This is a genomic window from Nocardioides sp. LML1-1-1.1 (genome assembly GCF_040676175.1).
In the GTDB taxonomy this organism is placed as follows: domain Bacteria; phylum Actinomycetota; class Actinomycetes; order Propionibacteriales; family Nocardioidaceae; genus Nocardioides.
In genome coordinates this window covers 189,730-203,992 of record NZ_JBEGHK010000003.1, presented here as the reverse complement: position 1 = coordinate 203,992, position 14,263 = coordinate 189,730, and the positions used below count along the sequence as shown (strand labels likewise).

Annotated in this window: 13 protein-coding genes; 4 read left to right on the top strand and 9 right to left on the bottom strand. The window is 72.0% G+C overall.

What is annotated here, in order from left to right; all coding sequences use genetic code 11:
• Positions 1-3: 3 nt before the first annotated feature.
• From MRBLML1_RS12000 to MRBLML1_RS11990, 3 genes are read right to left on the bottom strand one after another with little or no spacing between them, the layout of a single operon-like run.
• Positions 4-291 carry a hypothetical protein gene (locus MRBLML1_RS12000; RefSeq protein ID WP_364516071.1) on the bottom strand — a complete coding sequence of 96 codons (288 nt, stop codon included), beginning with the start codon at positions 289-291 and terminating at the stop codon, positions 4-6.
• Positions 288-1,508 (bottom strand): fatty acid desaturase family protein, encoded by a 1,221-nt coding sequence (locus MRBLML1_RS11995; RefSeq protein WP_364516069.1) that lies wholly within the window; start codon positions 1,506-1,508, stop codon positions 288-290. Before MRBLML1_RS11995 ends, MRBLML1_RS12000 begins: the two co-directional genes overlap by 4 nt.
• Before the next feature lie 34 nt (positions 1,509-1,542).
• On the bottom strand, positions 1,543-2,634 hold the full coding sequence (locus tag MRBLML1_RS11990; protein ID WP_364516067.1) for a ferredoxin reductase: 1,092 nt from the start codon (positions 2,632-2,634) through the stop codon (positions 1,543-1,545).
• Positions 2,635-2,721: 87 nt separating this feature from the next.
• On the opposite strand from MRBLML1_RS11990, the gene MRBLML1_RS11985 reads away from it, so the two are divergent.
• On the top strand, positions 2,722-3,165 hold the full coding sequence (locus MRBLML1_RS11985; protein WP_364516065.1) for a nitroreductase/quinone reductase family protein: 444 nt from the start codon (positions 2,722-2,724) through the stop codon (positions 3,163-3,165).
• Here MRBLML1_RS11985 and MRBLML1_RS11980 read toward each other — a convergent pair.
• Positions 3,152-4,627: a carboxyl transferase domain-containing protein gene (locus tag MRBLML1_RS11980; protein WP_364516063.1), complete on the bottom strand. Its 1,476-nt coding sequence runs from the start codon at positions 4,625-4,627 to the stop codon at positions 3,152-3,154. The two genes, MRBLML1_RS11985 and MRBLML1_RS11980, sit on opposite strands and share 14 nt — an antisense overlap.
• Before the next feature lie 89 nt (positions 4,628-4,716).
• On the opposite strand from MRBLML1_RS11980, the gene MRBLML1_RS11975 reads away from it, so the two are divergent.
• The 3 genes from MRBLML1_RS11975 to MRBLML1_RS11965 all read left to right on the top strand — a co-directional run bounded on the left by MRBLML1_RS11975 (position 4,717) and on the right by MRBLML1_RS11965 (position 7,178).
• Positions 4,717-5,880, top strand: a complete 1,164-nt coding sequence (locus MRBLML1_RS11975; RefSeq protein ID WP_364516061.1) for a CaiB/BaiF CoA transferase family protein — start codon at positions 4,717-4,719, stop codon at positions 5,878-5,880.
• 105 nt (positions 5,881-5,985) lie between these two features.
• Entirely contained in the window at positions 5,986-6,717 is a 732-nt protein-coding gene (locus tag MRBLML1_RS11970; RefSeq protein WP_364516059.1) for a helix-turn-helix transcriptional regulator, read from the top strand.
• Positions 6,718-6,779: 62 nt separating this feature from the next.
• A complete protein-coding gene (locus MRBLML1_RS11965; protein ID WP_364516057.1) occupies positions 6,780-7,178 on the top strand; it encodes a VOC family protein in 399 nt (132 codons plus the stop codon).
• A gap of 63 nt (positions 7,179-7,241) precedes the next feature.
• Here the strand turns inward: MRBLML1_RS11965 and MRBLML1_RS11960 are convergent, their stop codons facing one another.
• The 5 genes from MRBLML1_RS11960 to MRBLML1_RS11940 are packed head-to-tail and all read right to left on the bottom strand — an operon-like array spanning position 7,242 to position 14,204.
• Entirely contained in the window at positions 7,242-8,348 is a 1,107-nt protein-coding gene (locus MRBLML1_RS11960) for a ring-opening amidohydrolase (protein ID WP_364516055.1), read from the bottom strand.
• 25 nt (positions 8,349-8,373) lie between these two features.
• On the bottom strand, positions 8,374-9,309 hold the full coding sequence (locus tag MRBLML1_RS11955; protein ID WP_364516053.1) for a carbamate kinase: 936 nt from the start codon (positions 9,307-9,309) through the stop codon (positions 8,374-8,376).
• A gap of 44 nt (positions 9,310-9,353) precedes the next feature.
• A complete protein-coding gene (locus tag MRBLML1_RS11950; protein WP_364516050.1) occupies positions 9,354-10,115 on the bottom strand; it encodes an SDR family oxidoreductase in 762 nt (253 codons plus the stop codon).
• A gap of 11 nt (positions 10,116-10,126) precedes the next feature.
• Positions 10,127-12,124, bottom strand: coding sequence for a hydantoinase B/oxoprolinase family protein (locus MRBLML1_RS11945; RefSeq protein ID WP_364516048.1), 1,998 nt, complete (start codon positions 12,122-12,124; stop codon positions 10,127-10,129).
• Between the two features lies 1 nt (position 12,125).
• Positions 12,126-14,204, bottom strand: a complete 2,079-nt coding sequence (locus MRBLML1_RS11940; protein ID WP_364516046.1) for a hydantoinase/oxoprolinase family protein — start codon at positions 14,202-14,204, stop codon at positions 12,126-12,128.
• Positions 14,205-14,263: the final 59 nt, after the last annotated feature.

Sequence of the window (14,263 nt, the reverse complement as noted above, 5' to 3'; positions counted from 1 at the left end):
CCGTCACAGTCGGGAGTTGGGCACGAAGCGCGGCTCCGGGTCGGGGTCCTCGCCGCCCGGCCGGACGAACTCGAAGCCGCCGGTGCGCACCAGCACCAGGTCCGGCTCCCGCTCGTGCAGCTCGACCGCGCAGGACGCGTGCAGCGGTGGACGGTGGAAGGCGTTGCGGGCGTCCTCCTCGGCGTCGCCGAGGAAGACGATCGGCCGGCCCAGGCTCTGCCCGCAGTGCCCGCACACGCGCGCCAGCGCGCACCGCACGACGGTACGACGGTCCGGAGCCCCCACGCTCACGCGCTGGCCTGGTCCGAGCGGGACCACCCACCCAGCTCGCGACGGCGCTGCTGACGCGCCTCCTGCTGGCGCCGCCCGTGCTCCACGGTGACGTTCACGCCCGTCGGCGGCTTGTCGTCGGTGGTGAACCGGTTGGGCAGGGAGAGCTTCATGATCACGCGCAGCACCTGGCCGTACTGACGGTGCAGCGGACCGGTCGTGTAGGGGATGTCGTACTTCTCGCACAGCGCGCGCACGCGGGGCGCGATCTCGGCGTACCTGTTGCTGGGGAGGTCGGGGTAGAGGTGGTGCTCGATCTGGTAGCCCAGGTTGCCGCTCATCACGTGCAGCAGCTTGCTGCCCTCGAAGTTCGCCGTGCCGAGGACCTGTCGCAGGTACCACTGCGCGCGGGTCTCGTCGTCGAGCTCGTCCTCGGTGAAGTGCAGCGCACCGTCGGGGAAGTGGCCGCAGAAGATGATCAGGTAGGCCCACACGTTGCGCATCAGGTTGGCGCTCGCGTTGGCCTTGAGCGTCTCCTTCCAGCGCTTGCCGGTGAGCGCCGGGTAGAGGACGTAGTCCTTGATGATCTGGTTGCGGCCCTTCTTGGCGATCTGGCGCAGCTGGCGCTTCATCTCCTTGGGGTTCTTCTCCCCCTTGCGGATCGCCTCCAGGTCGAGGTCGTGCAGCGCGACGCCCCACTGGAAGAGCCCCGCCAGCAGCGCGTTGTAGACCGGCTGGCCGAGGTTGGCCGGGTGCCACTTCTGCTCCCGGGCCATCCGCAGGATGCCGTAGCCGATGTCGTTGTCGTAGCCCAGCACGTTGGTGAACTGGTGGTGGATGTAGTTGTGGCTGTGCTTCCACTGCTCGGCCGGCTGGCCGGTGTCCCACTCCCACGTGGAGGAGTGGATCTCGGGGTCGTTCATCCAGTCCCACTGGCCGTGCATGACGTTGTGGCCGATCTCCATGTTCTCCAGGATCTTGGCCAGGCCGAGGCTGACCGCGCTGGCGGCGACGACCGGTCGTCGTACCTTGGCGGGCAGGGGGGCGCTGGCGATCATCCCGATCCGCGCGGCGGCCGCCATCCAGCGCTGGATGGTGATGACGCGGTTGATGTACGCCGCGTCGCTCGCCCCGCGTGACTCCTCGATCTCGGCGCGGATGGCGTCCAGCTCGCGGCCGATCTGCTCCACCTCCTCGGGGGTGAGGTGGGCGTACTCGGCGACGTCGGCGATGGCCATGGGAGCTCCTTGGTTGTCGTCTGGGGTCGGTGGGTCAGATGTCGAGCACGCAGGCGCCGACCGGGACGGTGACGCAGGTCTGCACCTGCTCGTTGGGCTGGTCGAAGTCGTGGCCGTTGCGCAGGTCGCGCACGGTCCCGGAGATCTTGGTGACGGTGCAGGTGTGGCAGATGCCGACGCGGCAGCCGTACGGCATGCCCACGCCGGCCTGCTCCCCCGCGTCGAGCACCGTGGTGGCGCCGTCGACCTCGGCGGTCTTGCCGGAGTTCTGGAAGGTGATCTCCCCGCCCTCGCCGCCGTCACCGGAGACCTGCAGCGAGAACCGCTCCAGGTGCAGCAGGTCCTCCAGGTCCGCCTTCGCCCAGTGCTCCTCGACCGCGTCGAGCATCGGCGCCGGGCCACAGGCCCAGGTCTCCCGCTCGCGCCAGTCGGGGGCGATCTCGCCGAGGGTGGCGAGGTCGAGCATCCCCTCGGTGTCGGTGTGCCGCTGGACCACTGTCAGGCTCGGGTGCTTCTCGTGCAGGGCCTCCAGCTCCTCGCGGAAGATCATCCGCTCCGGCGAGGTCGAGGAGTAGTGCAGGACGACGTCCGACATCGTGCCGCGCCGGTCCAGCGTGCGCAGCATCGACATCACCGGCGTGATCCCGCTGCCGCCCACCAGGAACAGCGAACGGGCCGGCGGCGGGTCGGGCAGCACGAAGTCGCCGCTCGGCGTCGCCAGCCGCACGATCGTCCCCGGCTCCAGGCCGTTGACGAGGTGCTCGGACAGGAATCCCTCCGGCATCGCGCGGACCGTGATCGCCAGGGTGCGTCCCTCGCGCACGGGCGGCGAGCTCACGGAGTACGAGCGCCAGTGGTACTTCCCGCCCACCTGGACGCCGATCCCGACGAACTGCCCGGGCCGGTGCAGGTAGCGCCAGCCCCAACCCGGCCGGATGACGAGCGTCGCCGCGTCGTCCGTCTCCGGGATCACCCGCTCCACCCGTCCGCGCAGCTCACGCGAGCTCCACAGCGGGTTGATCAGGGTCAGGTAGTCGTCCGGCAGGAGCGGCGTGGTGAGCTTGTCCGCGGCCTTGCGGACCCGCTCCCAGGACGGGCCGGGACGATCGGCGGTGGTCTCCGTCATGAGTTTCAGTGAACCGTTGTGCACTGAATCCCGTCAAGACGTCTGTTGCGCGGGTGGACGGGTATCGCGCGATGGCATGCTCGGCGCATGAAGCTGCCGTCCCAGCGCGACCTCTTCCTCGCCACGCTCCGCGCCCACCAGCGCCTCTACCAGGCCTCGGGCGGGCTCGTCGGGCGCCGGTTGCTGCTCGGCATGCCCACCCTGCTGCTTCGTACGACGGGCCGGAAGTCCGGGCAGACCCGCACCGCCGCCCTCGTCTACGCCGACGACGGCGACACCCGCCTCGTCGTGGGCTCCAACGGCGGCGCGCGCCGTGATCCCGCGTGGATCCTCAACCTCGAGGCCGACCCGGCCGTGGAGTACCAGGTCGGGCGGCGCACGGTGCCGGCGACCGCGCGCGTCGTACGGACCGACGACGCGGACTACGAGCGGCTCTTCGCGCTGTGCAACAAGGCCAACCGGGGCACCTACGCGAAGTACCGCGAGCGGACCACCCGGCCGCTGCCGATCGTGGTGCTCAGCCGGCGCTGAGTGCCGTCAGCGCGACCGGCGCACCGAGGAACCGGCGCGCCCGCGCGGCCAGGTCCACGGGTCCGAGCGCGGCGAGCTCCTCGGCGAGCACCGCCCCGACAGCGCGGCAGAACGTGGCCGGGTCGGTGTCCTCGGGCACGATCCGGTCGACGATGCCGGCGTCGCGCAACGCGAAGACGCCCACCCGCTGGGCGCGGGCCATCGCGGCGGCGTACGACGTGTCGCCGTGGCGGATCACGCTGGCGCCCTCGGGCGGCAGCGGGGAGAGCCAGGCGTGCTCGGTGGCGAGGACGCGGTCGGCGGGCAGAAGGGCCAGTGCTCCCCCACCGGTGCCCTCGCCGAGCAGCAGGCACAGGGTGGGCGTGGGCAGGGTGACCAGGTCGGTGATCGAGCGGGCGATGTGGCCGGCGAGGGCACCCTCCTCGGCCTCGACCGACAACGCGGCGCCGCGGGTGTCGACCACGGTGACCAGCGGGAGCCGGAGCTCGGCCGCCAGGCGCATCCCCCGGGCGGCGACCCGCAGCGCCTCGGGGCCCGAAGCCTCGGCGTACGACCGGTCGTGGCCCACCACGACGCAGGGCGCGCCCGCGAGCACCGTCAGGGCGAGCACCAGGCCGGGCGCGGTCTCCCCGACGCCGCTGCCGTGCAGGGCGACGACCTCGCTCGCGGCGTGCTCCAGGAGCTCGCGTACGCCGGGCCGGCCGGCCTGCCGGGTGCGGGTGATCGCGTCCCAGGCGTCCGGCGCGACCGGCTCCGGCAGGGCGGGACCGGCCCCGGGCCGGGGCGCGGCGCGCAGCACCCCCAGCACCCGTCGTACGACGTCGCGGAAGTCATCGACCGTCCCGACCGCGTCCACGATCCCGTGCCGGTGCAGGTTCTCCGAGGTCTGTACGTCCGCCGGGAAGTCCTCCCCCTCCAGCGCCCGGTAGACCTTCGGCCCGAGGAAGCCCACCAGGGCGCCGGGCTCGGCGATCGTGACGTGGCCGAGCGAGGCCCACGACGCCATCACCCCGCCCGTGGTGGGGTGACGCAGGAACACCAGGTAGGGCAGGCCGGCCGCCCGGTGCGCGGCGGCTGCGGCGGCGATGCCGGCCATCCGGACGAAGGCGGGCGTGCCCTCCTGCATGCGGGTGCCGCCCGAGGCGGGCAGGCCCAGCAGCGGCAGGCCAGCGGCGGTGGCACGCTCGACGGCGGCCACGATCCGGTCCGCGGTGGCGCGACCGATGGAGCCGGCGAGGAAGCCGAACTCGGAGACGACGAGCGCGACCCGGTGCCCACCGACGGTGGCCTCGCCCGTGAGCACGGCCTCGTCGGCACCGGACTTCTCGGCGGCGGCGGTCAGCTCGGCGGCGTACGGCTCCTCGATCGGACCGTGCTTCGGCACCGCGTCCCAGGACACGAAGGAGCCGGGGTCGGTGAGCCGCTCGATGAGCTGCCGGGCAGAGGGCCGGGAGGTGGTCATGGGCCCGGACACTAGGTCCAATCCGGCGCGGCCCGCGTTGGCAATTGCTGCCATGGCCCGGGCGCCGGACCGTCAATAGCGTCCAGGTCATGGTTGCCCCGCTCGACGATGTCCTGGTCCTCGACCTGACCCGCGCGCTCGCCGGTCCGCACGCCGCGATGATGCTCGGCGACCTCGGCGCCCGGGTGATCAAGGTCGAGAGCCCGAGCGGCGACGACACCCGCACCTGGGGACCGCCGTTCGTGGACCCCGAGGAGGGTGAGCGGGAGTCGACGTACTTCCTCTCCGCCAACCGCAACAAGGAGTCGATCACCCTCGACCTCAAGGACCCTGCCGACCAGGACGTGCTCGCGCGCCTCGTCGAGCGGGCCGACGTGCTGATGGAGAACTTCCGGGTCGGCGTCCTCGACCGCCTCGGCTTCCCCGTCGAGCGGCTGCACCAGCTCAACCCGCGCCTCGTCGTCCTGCAGATCACCGGCTTCGGCCACGACGGCCCCGAGGCGAAGCGCTCCGGCTTCGACCAGATCGCGCAGGGCGAGGGCGGGCTGATGTCGCTGACCGGGCTGAGCGAGCCGACCAAGGTCGGCGTACCGATCGCGGACCTGCTGGCCGGCATGAACGGCGCGTACGGCGTGGTGGCCGCCCTCTTCGAGCGCGAGCGCACCGGCAAGGGCCGGGTCGTGCACACCTCGCTGCTCGCCGGCATGGTCGGCGTGCACGCCTTCCAGGGCACCAAGTGGACGGTGGCCGGCGAGGTCCCGGGGCTCGCCGGAGGCCACCACCCCTCGATCGCGCCGTACGGCATGTTCCGCACGGCCGACGGCCCCGTGCAGATCGCCTGTGGCTCCGAGCGGCTGTGGCAGGACTTCTGCCGTGAGTTCGGGGTGGACCCCGCCCGCGAGGGCATGGCCACCAACCCCGAGCGGGTCGCGCACCGCGACGACGTCATCGAGCTCGTCGAGAGCCTGCTCGCCGACATCCCCGCAGCGGAGGCGCTGGACCGGCTGGACCGGGCCGGCGTACCGGCCGGGAAGGTGCGCACCCTCGACGAGGTCTACGACTGGGAGCAGACCCGCTCCCAAGGCCTGCTCATCGACGTCGACCACGCCACCCTCGGCAACGTCCAGCTGCCCGGCCCGGCGCTGCGCTTCGACGACAACGCCTACGCCGGGGGACGGGCCACCCACGTCGCTCCCCCGACCCTGGGCCAGCACAACGCCGCGATCCGGGAGTGGCTCGACTCCGACGCCTGAGCACGCTTGTAACTACGTGTTCAGGCCTCTACCAGGGCGGTAGACCACCCTGGTAGAGGCCACAACACCCGGGTAGATGTCCCCGCGCGGGCTTAGCCTGCGGGAGTGAACCGGACCGACCGCCTCTACGCGCTCGTCGAGGAGCTGCGCGCGGCGGGTCCGCGCGGGTTGAGCGCCAGCCGGCTCGCCCAGCGCTTCGAGGTGAGCGTGCGCACGATCGAGCGCGACCTGAGCGCGCTCGGGCAGGCCGGCGTGCCGCTGGCGACGAAGCAGGGCCGCACCGGCGGCTACAGCCTCGACCCGTCGATGAGCCTGCCGCCGCTGAACTTCACCCCCCGCGAGGCGACCGCGGTCGCGATCGCACTGAGCAGCGGGACCGGCGACGCCGTCTTCGCCCGCGACGCCCGCAGCGCGCTGCAGAAGATCGCGGCGGCCATGCCGGCACGCGCCCTCGCCGAGGCGTACGCCGCCGCGGCCAAGGTCCGCGTCATCGTCCGACCCGGCGCCGTCCCCGATGCCGAGGTCGCCGAGACGATCTGGCGGGCCGTGCACGGTGGCCACGTGCTGCGGATCGGGTACGTCGACGTCGCCGGCGTCGAGAGCGACCGGGACGTCGAGCCGCAGCACGTCGTGGTCGCGCCCGGCGGCTCCTACCTGACCGCCTGGTGCCGGCTGCGCGAGGACGACCGGATCTTCCGGATGGACCGGATCTCGCGGGCCGAGCGCCTCGCCGACGTACCACGGGGGCCGCACCGCGTGATCGAGCCGGAGGCCGTCGGCCACGAGGTGCGCACCCCGGAGAGCGCGTTCGGGAAGGTCACCGGAACTCCGACATAAGGCTGTCGCCAACCACTGCGACGGTGGGCTCCGACCCACTGATCCGCACGAAGGAGCACCCCATGAGCGAGACCGCAGCACCCACGCCCGGCACCGTCCCCTGGTTCGAGGTCGCCACCGACGACCCTGCCGCGGCCGAGCACTTCTACGGCGGCCTGTTCGCCTGGACGTTCAGCACCGACGAGGCCTCGCAGGCCGGCGGCCTGGATTACCGGCTCGTGACCGGCCCCGGAGGAGGCGCCCCGATCGGAGGCCTGTTCGGCACCGGCGGACGGTTCCCGTCGCACGCGGTCTTCAGCGTGATGGTCGCCGACGTCGCGGCCGCCTGCCGCCGGGCGGAGGAGCTCGGCGGGACGGTGGTCAGCCAGCACCTCGACGTGGGCCCGGGCGTCCCCGCGTTCGCCTACCTGCGCGACCCGGCTGGGCAGCAGATCAGCGTCTTCTCCCCGGCCGCTCCCTGAGGACGGCGAAGGGCCCGGCCGCAGTCGCGGCCGGGCCCTTCGTGTCCCCGATCAGCTCACCGGTCAGCCCAGGTCGACGATGGCGGCCACCGGGCCACCACCCTCCGGGCCCTGGTGAGCGGCCGAGACCGACACGAAGACGGCCGGGTCACCGGTGACGGCGGCGGTCACGCCACCGACGCAGGACTTGATCTGGCGGTGCCAGTGCACGTCGGAGTCGTCGAGCATCGCGTTGCGGCGTCCGCGGACCTCGCCGTTCTGCGAGGCCTCGCACTTGAGGAAGACGTTGACGAGCTTGCCGTCGAGGTCGGCGGTGCGCGGGCGCTCGGGCAGGTCCAGACCGGCCGAGGCGATGGCCTCCCAGATGCCGTCCTGGTCGAGCGCGTCCTTCATCACCGAGTGGCCGATCCGGTAGCGGCCGCCGACGCCCTTGGCGTTGCCGACCACGACGATCTGCGCCACGTCGAGCTCGACGCCCGAGGAGCAGGAGGCCACCGAGGAGTAGAGGTCGCGGTTGTTCATCACGTCCGCGTCGGTGGGCATCTCGATCTCACCGAGGGCCACGGCGATGCCGAGCCCGGTGACGCCGTTGGAGAGGTCCATCGACTCGTGGGTGTGCTCGGTCCAGACCTCCTTGCCGCGGCTGTGCGCGTCGCGGATGGTGTGGATGGTGAGCAGGGGGGTCTTGGTCTGCACGTAGTGCACGTCTGCGACGTCGGTGATGCCGGCGCGCTCCATGGCGACCTTCACGCCCGCGGCGACCTTCTCGATCATCGCGGTGTAGCCGATCTCCTCGGGCAGGATCGGCTCGCTCATCGCGAAGCCGACGGTGAGCCGCTGCTCCTCGCGGCTCGGGTCGTCCTCTGGTACGTCGACCGTGGCGAAGATCGTGGCGTGGGGGCTGATCACGCCGTCGGTGCCGCCGGACCACACGATCGGGACCTGCTTGACCTGGTCCTCGGGGGCGCCCTTGGCGACCAGCACCTCGCGGAAGGCACGGTCGGCGATGATCCGCGTGTAGTCGTTCACCCCGCCGTTGCCCTCGGTCTTGCCGATGATCGCGATCACGCGGTCGGCGGCGAAGACGCCCTCGTCGATGAGCTTGGCCAGCTCGGATGCGTCGGCCACGGAGTGGATCGGCACCTTGCGGACCTCGATGGCTGCGGGCATGTCAGGCTTCCTTTCGGTTGGGCTGTCAGTTGGGGTGGACGATCGTTCCGGCTCGTCCGGAGACGGCCGCGACGATGCTGCTGAGGTCGGTGATCACGCCGGTCCGGCCGGACTGCTCGACGAAGCGGCAGATGGCGTCCACCTTGGGGCCCATCGAGCCGCCGGCGAAGTGGCCCTCCTCGGCGTACCCGTGCATCTCGGCGAGGCTCACCTCGCCGATGTCGCGGGCCTCCGGCGTACCGAAGCCGAGCACGGCGTGCGTCACGTCGGTGGCGATGACGAGCTGGTCCACCTCGATGCTGCGGGCCAGGAGGGCCGCGCCGAGGTCCTTGTCGATGACCGCCTCGACGCCCGCGAGCGTGGCGTCGGCACGACGGACGGTCGGGATGCCGCCACCGCCGTTGGCGATGACCACGAAGCCGGCCTCGACGAGGGCGACGACCGCGGGGGCGTCGAGCACCTCGAGCGGCTCGGGCGAGGCGACGACCCGCCGCCAGCCCCGCTCGCCGCGGTCCTCCCACGTCTCGCCGTGGTCGATCATGGTGGCGGCCTCGTCGGCGGAGAGATAGCGCCCGACCGGCTTGCTGGGCTTGGCGAACGCCGGGTCGGCCGCGTCCACGCGGGTCCGGGTGACCAGCGCCGCGGTGGGCCGGCTGAGACCGCGGGCGGCGAGCGCGCCGTCGAGGGCGTTCATCAAGATGTCGCCGAGCGTGCCCTGGGTCTGGGCACCGCACCAGTCGAGCGGGACGGGCGGGACGACCGCGGCGGCGATCTCGTTCTTGACGAGCAGGTTGCCGACCTGGGGGCCGTTGCCGTGGGTGATGACGACGTCGACGCCTTCGGCCACCAGGTCCGCGACCGCCTCCATGGCGGCCGTGGCGGCGGCGATCTGGTCCTCGGGACGCGCCTTGCCGTCGGGTGACGTCATCGCGTTGCCACCCAGGGCCAGAAGGATCCTCATGCAGCGAACGTAGTGAGCCGGGTCACCCGCGTTCATCGTGAGGATCAGCCAATGCCGGGCCTCAACGCTGGCAACTCCTGCCAGCCGAGCTCACGCCCCAGCACCTCGGCCACGTCGGTGGGCGTCCGGCCGAGCAGAGCGGCCAGCGGGAGCGGCCCGGTGGGCAGCCCGTGGTCGTCGTAGTAGTCGAACATCGCCCGCAGCCACGGGTGCGTGTCCGGCTCGGCATCGACCCGGCGCGCGGGCACGCCCGCGGCCCTCGCCACGTCGGCCGTGGTGACGAGCGCCGGTCCCCCGAGCTCGTACGTCGCGCCGACGTGCCCCGGCGTCGTCAGCACCACGGCGGTCGCCTCGCCGACGTCGTCGAGGTCGACCAGGCCGAACGGCTTGTCGATCGCGTAGGGCACCGCCAGCTCGCCGGAGCGCAGTGCGGGCAGCAGGTTCTGCACGTAGGCGCAGGGCTGGAGGATCGTCCAGTCCAGGCCGGAACGGCGGACCAGGTCCTCCGAGACCGCCTTGCCCAGGTGGTGCGGCATCGACGGCACGTACGGCGAGGCGACCGAGTGGTAGACCACCCGCCCGATCCCCGCTGCTCCCGCGGCGTCCAGCACCGTGCGCACGTACGACGGCTCGTCGGGGTGCAGGTTCGGTGCCACCAGGTGCACCGCGTCCGAGCCCTCCAGGGCGTCGGCCAGAGCGGCGAAGGCCGCCCTGCCGAGCGAGCGTGTCTCCACGCCCGCCGCGGTCAGGGCGGCCTCCACGGCACGGCCGGTCTTGCCGGTTCCACCGACGAGCGCGACCTCCATCACCGGCCTCCTCAGAGGGTGTCCACGGCGGCGTACGCGGCGCCGTCGGCGAGCCGCCCGTAGCCCGGACCCCGGTCGAAGAACGCGTCGTCCTCGGCCGGCACCGGACGGGAGGCGCGCTCGGCGGCGGTCGCCTCCGCGTCGTAGCCGAGGGTGTCGTCGTCGAGCGAGCCGGTCAGCACCACGCCGTAGTCGGCGAGCGCGGCCTCCTCGGACACCTTCTGCCACACCACGTCGCGCACGACCGTCGCCGGGTCGCGCTCGAGCGGGTTGCCCCAGCCGCCGCCACCGGTGGTGCGGATCCGGATGGTCTCCCCGGCCTTGACGGGCTCGGCGTCGGCGAGGGCGTCGACCTCGCGCTCGTTCGGGCCGCCCGGGTCGATGACGACCTCGAACGGCTTGCCCGCCTTGCCGCCCTTCACGCCCCAGCAGGCGAGGATCGAGCGGTCCGCGATGGACATGAAGTGCGCGTCCTTGAGCATCCGGATGTGCTTCTCGTAGCCCAGCCCGCCGCGGTACTGCCCGGCACCGCCGGAGTCCTTGGCCAGCGCCAGCGACTCCACGACGAACGGGAAGCGCGACTCGGTGAACTCGGTCGGCAGGTTCCGCGAGTCCGGGACGACGTGGATGGTGTCCTCGCCGTCGGCGTAGTAGCGACCGCCGGAGCCACCGCCGAGCACCTCGCGCATGAGGTACGAGCGGCCGTCGAGGTCCTCGCCGTAGACGCCGGTGTAGCGGATCGTCTCCTGGTCCGCGGGCATCCGGCCCTCGACCGCCTTGGCGAGCACGCCCGCCAGCACGCCGAGCAGCCGCAGGATCACGAAGGTGCGGGCGTTGGTCGGCGCCGGGAAGACCGGCGTGAGCAGCGTGCCCGGCGGCGGGAACCGCATGTCGATGAGCGGGACGACGCCCTCGTTGACGTCGAGCTCGGCCATCCGCTCGGGGGTGTCGGCGAGGTTGCGCAGGATCGGCGCGAGCCACTTCTTGAGGAAGACCCCGTCGGAGTAGTCACCGCAGTGGTTGATCGGCCCCTTGGCCTGCGGGCTGGTGCCGCCGAAGTCGAGCACCAGGCGCTCGCCCTCGGGGTCGTCGGCCGGCGTACGGGTCAGGGTGATCCGCTGGGTGTGCAGCTGCGGCTCGTCGACGCCGTCGTGCTCGGCGTAGTCCTCCCAGGTCCAGGTGCCGACCGGGATCTTGGCGAGGATCTCGCGCCGGTAGGTCTCCGTGGACCGGTCGATGATGGCGTCGAAGCAGGCCTCCACGGTCTCGATGCCGTAGCGGTCGAACAGCTCGCCCAGGCGCCGCGCGCCCATCAGGCAGGCCGAGCACTCGGCGTCGAGGTCGGCGGCCAGCGACTCGGGCATCCGCGAGTTGCGGGTCATGATCGTCAGCGCCGCGCGGTTGGGCGTGCCGGCGTCCCACAGCTTGATGGGCGGTACGGCGAGGCCCTCCTCGAACACCGAGGTGGCGTGCGAGGGCATCGAGCCCGGCACCGCGCCGCCGATGTCGTCGTGGTGGCCGAAGGCCTGGATGAAGGCGACCACGCGTCGCTCCCCCTCCGGCCCCGCGAACACCGGGACGGTGACGCACAGGTCGGGCAGGTGGCCGATGCCGCCCTCGGAGAGGTAGACGTCGTTGTGGAAGAAGACGTCGCCCTCCTGCATCTCCTCGATCGGGAAGTCCCGGGCGACCGGGTGCACGAGCGCGGAGTACGAGCGACCGGTCAGCTTGCGCAGCAGGCGGTCGTGGATGCCGGCGCGGAAGTCGTGCGCGTCGCGGATCATCGGGCTGCGCGAGGTGCGCGCGATCGCGGTCTCCACCTCGTGCTCGACGGCGGCGAGCGAGCCCTGGACGATCTCGACGAGCACCGGGTCGGCGCTCTTGCCGGCGTCGGCGGTCAGCGTCCCGAACGGGAACTGGGTGGGGGCACGGCGCGAGGTGGTGTCACCCTCGTGGTGGTGCAGTGCGGGGGCACCCTGGACGGCGGCGGTCTGGCAGCTCAGGCACATGTCAGCTCTCCTCCGAGCGCGTCACGATGATGTTGGCGAAGTCGTCGACCCGGGCGGTGAAGCCGGGGTGGATGGGCACGGTGGAGCCGAACTCCTCGATGATCACCGGACCGGTGAGCACCTGCCCGGCGGGCAGGTCGGTGCGCCAGAAGACCGGCGTCTCGACGTACCCGTCCTCGGCGTCGAAGCAGATCGAGCGCGAGCCCGTCTGCTGCGGCTCGGGCTTGGCGGCGTCGGCGCGCAGGATCTCGGGACGCTTGATCGGGCCGACCCCGGAGACCCGGAGGTTGACCAGCTCGACCTGCTGCGAGGGGTCGCCGGAGAAGTCGTAGCCGTAGAGCACCCGGTGCTCGGCGTGGAACCGGTCGGCGACCGCGTTCATCGTCTCGGCCGTGACCGGCCCGTCGGGGACGCCGACGCGCACCTCGAACGCCTGCCCGAAGTAGCGCACGTCGGCGGTCCGGACGAAGACGTGGTCGGCCTCGGCGAAGCCCTCCTTGGCCAGGGCCGCGGCGGCGCGCTCGCTCAGCACGTCGTACTCGTGCTGGAGGACGGCGGGGTCGAGGTTCTCCTGCAGGGCGACGTGGGTCTGCACGTAGTCGTTCTTCACGTCCACGGTGAGCAGGCCGAAGGCCGAGACGTTGCCCGGGTTCGGCGGGACCAGCACGGTCGGGATCCCGAGGATGTCCATCAGCCGGCACAGCAGCAGCGAGCCGGAGCCGCCGAAGGTGGTCAGCGTGAAGTCGCGGACGTCGAGGCCCCGCTTGACGGTGACCTGTCGCAGCGCGTTCGCCTGGTTCCACGCCGAGATCTCCAGGATGCCGTTGGCGCACGCCTCCGGGGAGATGCCGAGCTTGCCGGCGAGCTGCTGGATCGCGGCGGTCGCGGCGTCCACGTCGAGCGGGATCTCACCACCGAGCAGGTGCGGGGGGATCCGCCCCAGGAAGACGTGGGCGTCGGTGATGGTGACGTCCACGCCACCCTTGCGGTAGCAGATCGGGCCCGGGTCCGCGCCTGCCGAGTGCGGGCCGACCTTGAGCGTGCCCTCGGGCGAGAGCCAGGCGATCGAGCCGCCGCCCGCGCCGACCGTGACGACGTCGATCATCGGGATCTTCGAGGGATACACCCCGACGCTGCCCTCGGTGGTCAGCGTGGGCTCGCCGTCGATGACGACCGAGACGTCGGTCGACGTACCGCCGCCGTCGGAGGTGAGCACCTTGTCGAAGCCGGCGACCTTGGCGATCAGCGCGGCACCGAGGGCGCCCGCGGCCGGGCCGGACAGCACGGTGGTGATCGGCTGGTGGACGACCTCGTCGGCCGACAGCACGCCGCCGTTGGACTTCATGACGTAGAACGGGACGGCGCGACCGCCCTGCGCGGCGAGCCGGTCCTTGATGTTGTTGACGTAGCGGCTGAGCTTGGGCTTCACCGCGGCGTCGACGAGGGTGGTCATCGAGCGCTCGTACTCGCGGTACTCGCGCAGCACCTCGCTGGAGATGGAGACGACCGCGTCGGGGTGCTCCTCGGCGATGATCTCCCGCATCCGCTCCTCGTGAGCCGGGTTGGCGTAGGCGTGCAGGAAGCACACGCCGAGGGTGTCGATGCCCTTGGCCTTGAACCAGCGGGCGGTCTCGCGGGCCTGCTCCTCGTCGAAGGGGCGGATCTCCGCGCCGGTGAAGTCGAGCCGGCCGCCGACACCCTTGACGAGGTCGCGCGGGACGATCCGGTCCGGCTTCACCCAGAAGTAGGAGTTGCCGTAGCCGTCGGGCACCGACTGGCGGGCGATCTCCAGCATCGCCTCGTAGCCCGCGGTGGTGACGAACCCCAGCGCGTCCACCTTGCCCTCGAGGAGCTGGTTGGTCGCGACCGTGGTGCCGTGGCTGACCGCCACCACGTCGCCGAACTCCGCCCCCGCGATCCCGAGCACCTTGTCGATGCCCGCGAGGAACCCGTCGGCCGGGTTCGCCGGCGTGCTCGGGGTCTTCGTGGTGACCACGGTGCCGCTGTCCTCGTCGAAGGCCACGACGTCGGTGAACGTGCCGCCGGTGTCGATGCCGATCCTGATCCGCCTCGCTGTCATGGCCCTTATTCAAGTGACCTGCGTCGCGCGGGACGACGGCATCTTCTGCCGACTGATCG

What these genes read in the sequence shown, in the direction of transcription:
- MRBLML1_RS11955 (WP_364516053.1), bottom strand. Translation starts at nt 9,309, where the DNA reads ATGAGGATCCTTCTGGCCCTGGGTGGCAACGCGATGACGTCACCCGAC.
- MRBLML1_RS11995 (WP_364516069.1), bottom strand. Translation starts at nt 1,508, where the DNA reads ATGGCCATCGCCGACGTCGCCGAGTACGCCCACCTCACCCCCGAGGAG.
- MRBLML1_RS11985 (WP_364516065.1), top strand. Translation starts at nt 2,722, where the DNA reads ATGAAGCTGCCGTCCCAGCGCGACCTCTTCCTCGCCACGCTCCGCGCC.
- MRBLML1_RS11950 (WP_364516050.1), bottom strand. Translation starts at nt 10,115, where the DNA reads ATGGAGGTCGCGCTCGTCGGTGGAACCGGCAAGACCGGCCGTGCCGTG.
- MRBLML1_RS11990 (WP_364516067.1), bottom strand. Translation starts at nt 2,634, where the DNA reads ATGACGGAGACCACCGCCGATCGTCCCGGCCCGTCCTGGGAGCGGGTC.
- MRBLML1_RS11940 (WP_364516046.1), bottom strand. Translation starts at nt 14,204, where the DNA reads ATGACAGCGAGGCGGATCAGGATCGGCATCGACACCGGCGGCACGTTC.
- MRBLML1_RS11945 (WP_364516048.1), bottom strand. Translation starts at nt 12,124, where the DNA reads ATGTGCCTGAGCTGCCAGACCGCCGCCGTCCAGGGTGCCCCCGCACTG.
- MRBLML1_RS11975 (WP_364516061.1), top strand. Translation starts at nt 4,717, where the DNA reads ATGGTTGCCCCGCTCGACGATGTCCTGGTCCTCGACCTGACCCGCGCG.
- MRBLML1_RS11965 (WP_364516057.1), top strand. Translation starts at nt 6,780, where the DNA reads ATGAGCGAGACCGCAGCACCCACGCCCGGCACCGTCCCCTGGTTCGAG.
- MRBLML1_RS11960 (WP_364516055.1), bottom strand. Translation starts at nt 8,348, where the DNA reads ATGCCCGCAGCCATCGAGGTCCGCAAGGTGCCGATCCACTCCGTGGCC.
- MRBLML1_RS11980 (WP_364516063.1), bottom strand. Translation starts at nt 4,627, where the DNA reads ATGACCACCTCCCGGCCCTCTGCCCGGCAGCTCATCGAGCGGCTCACC.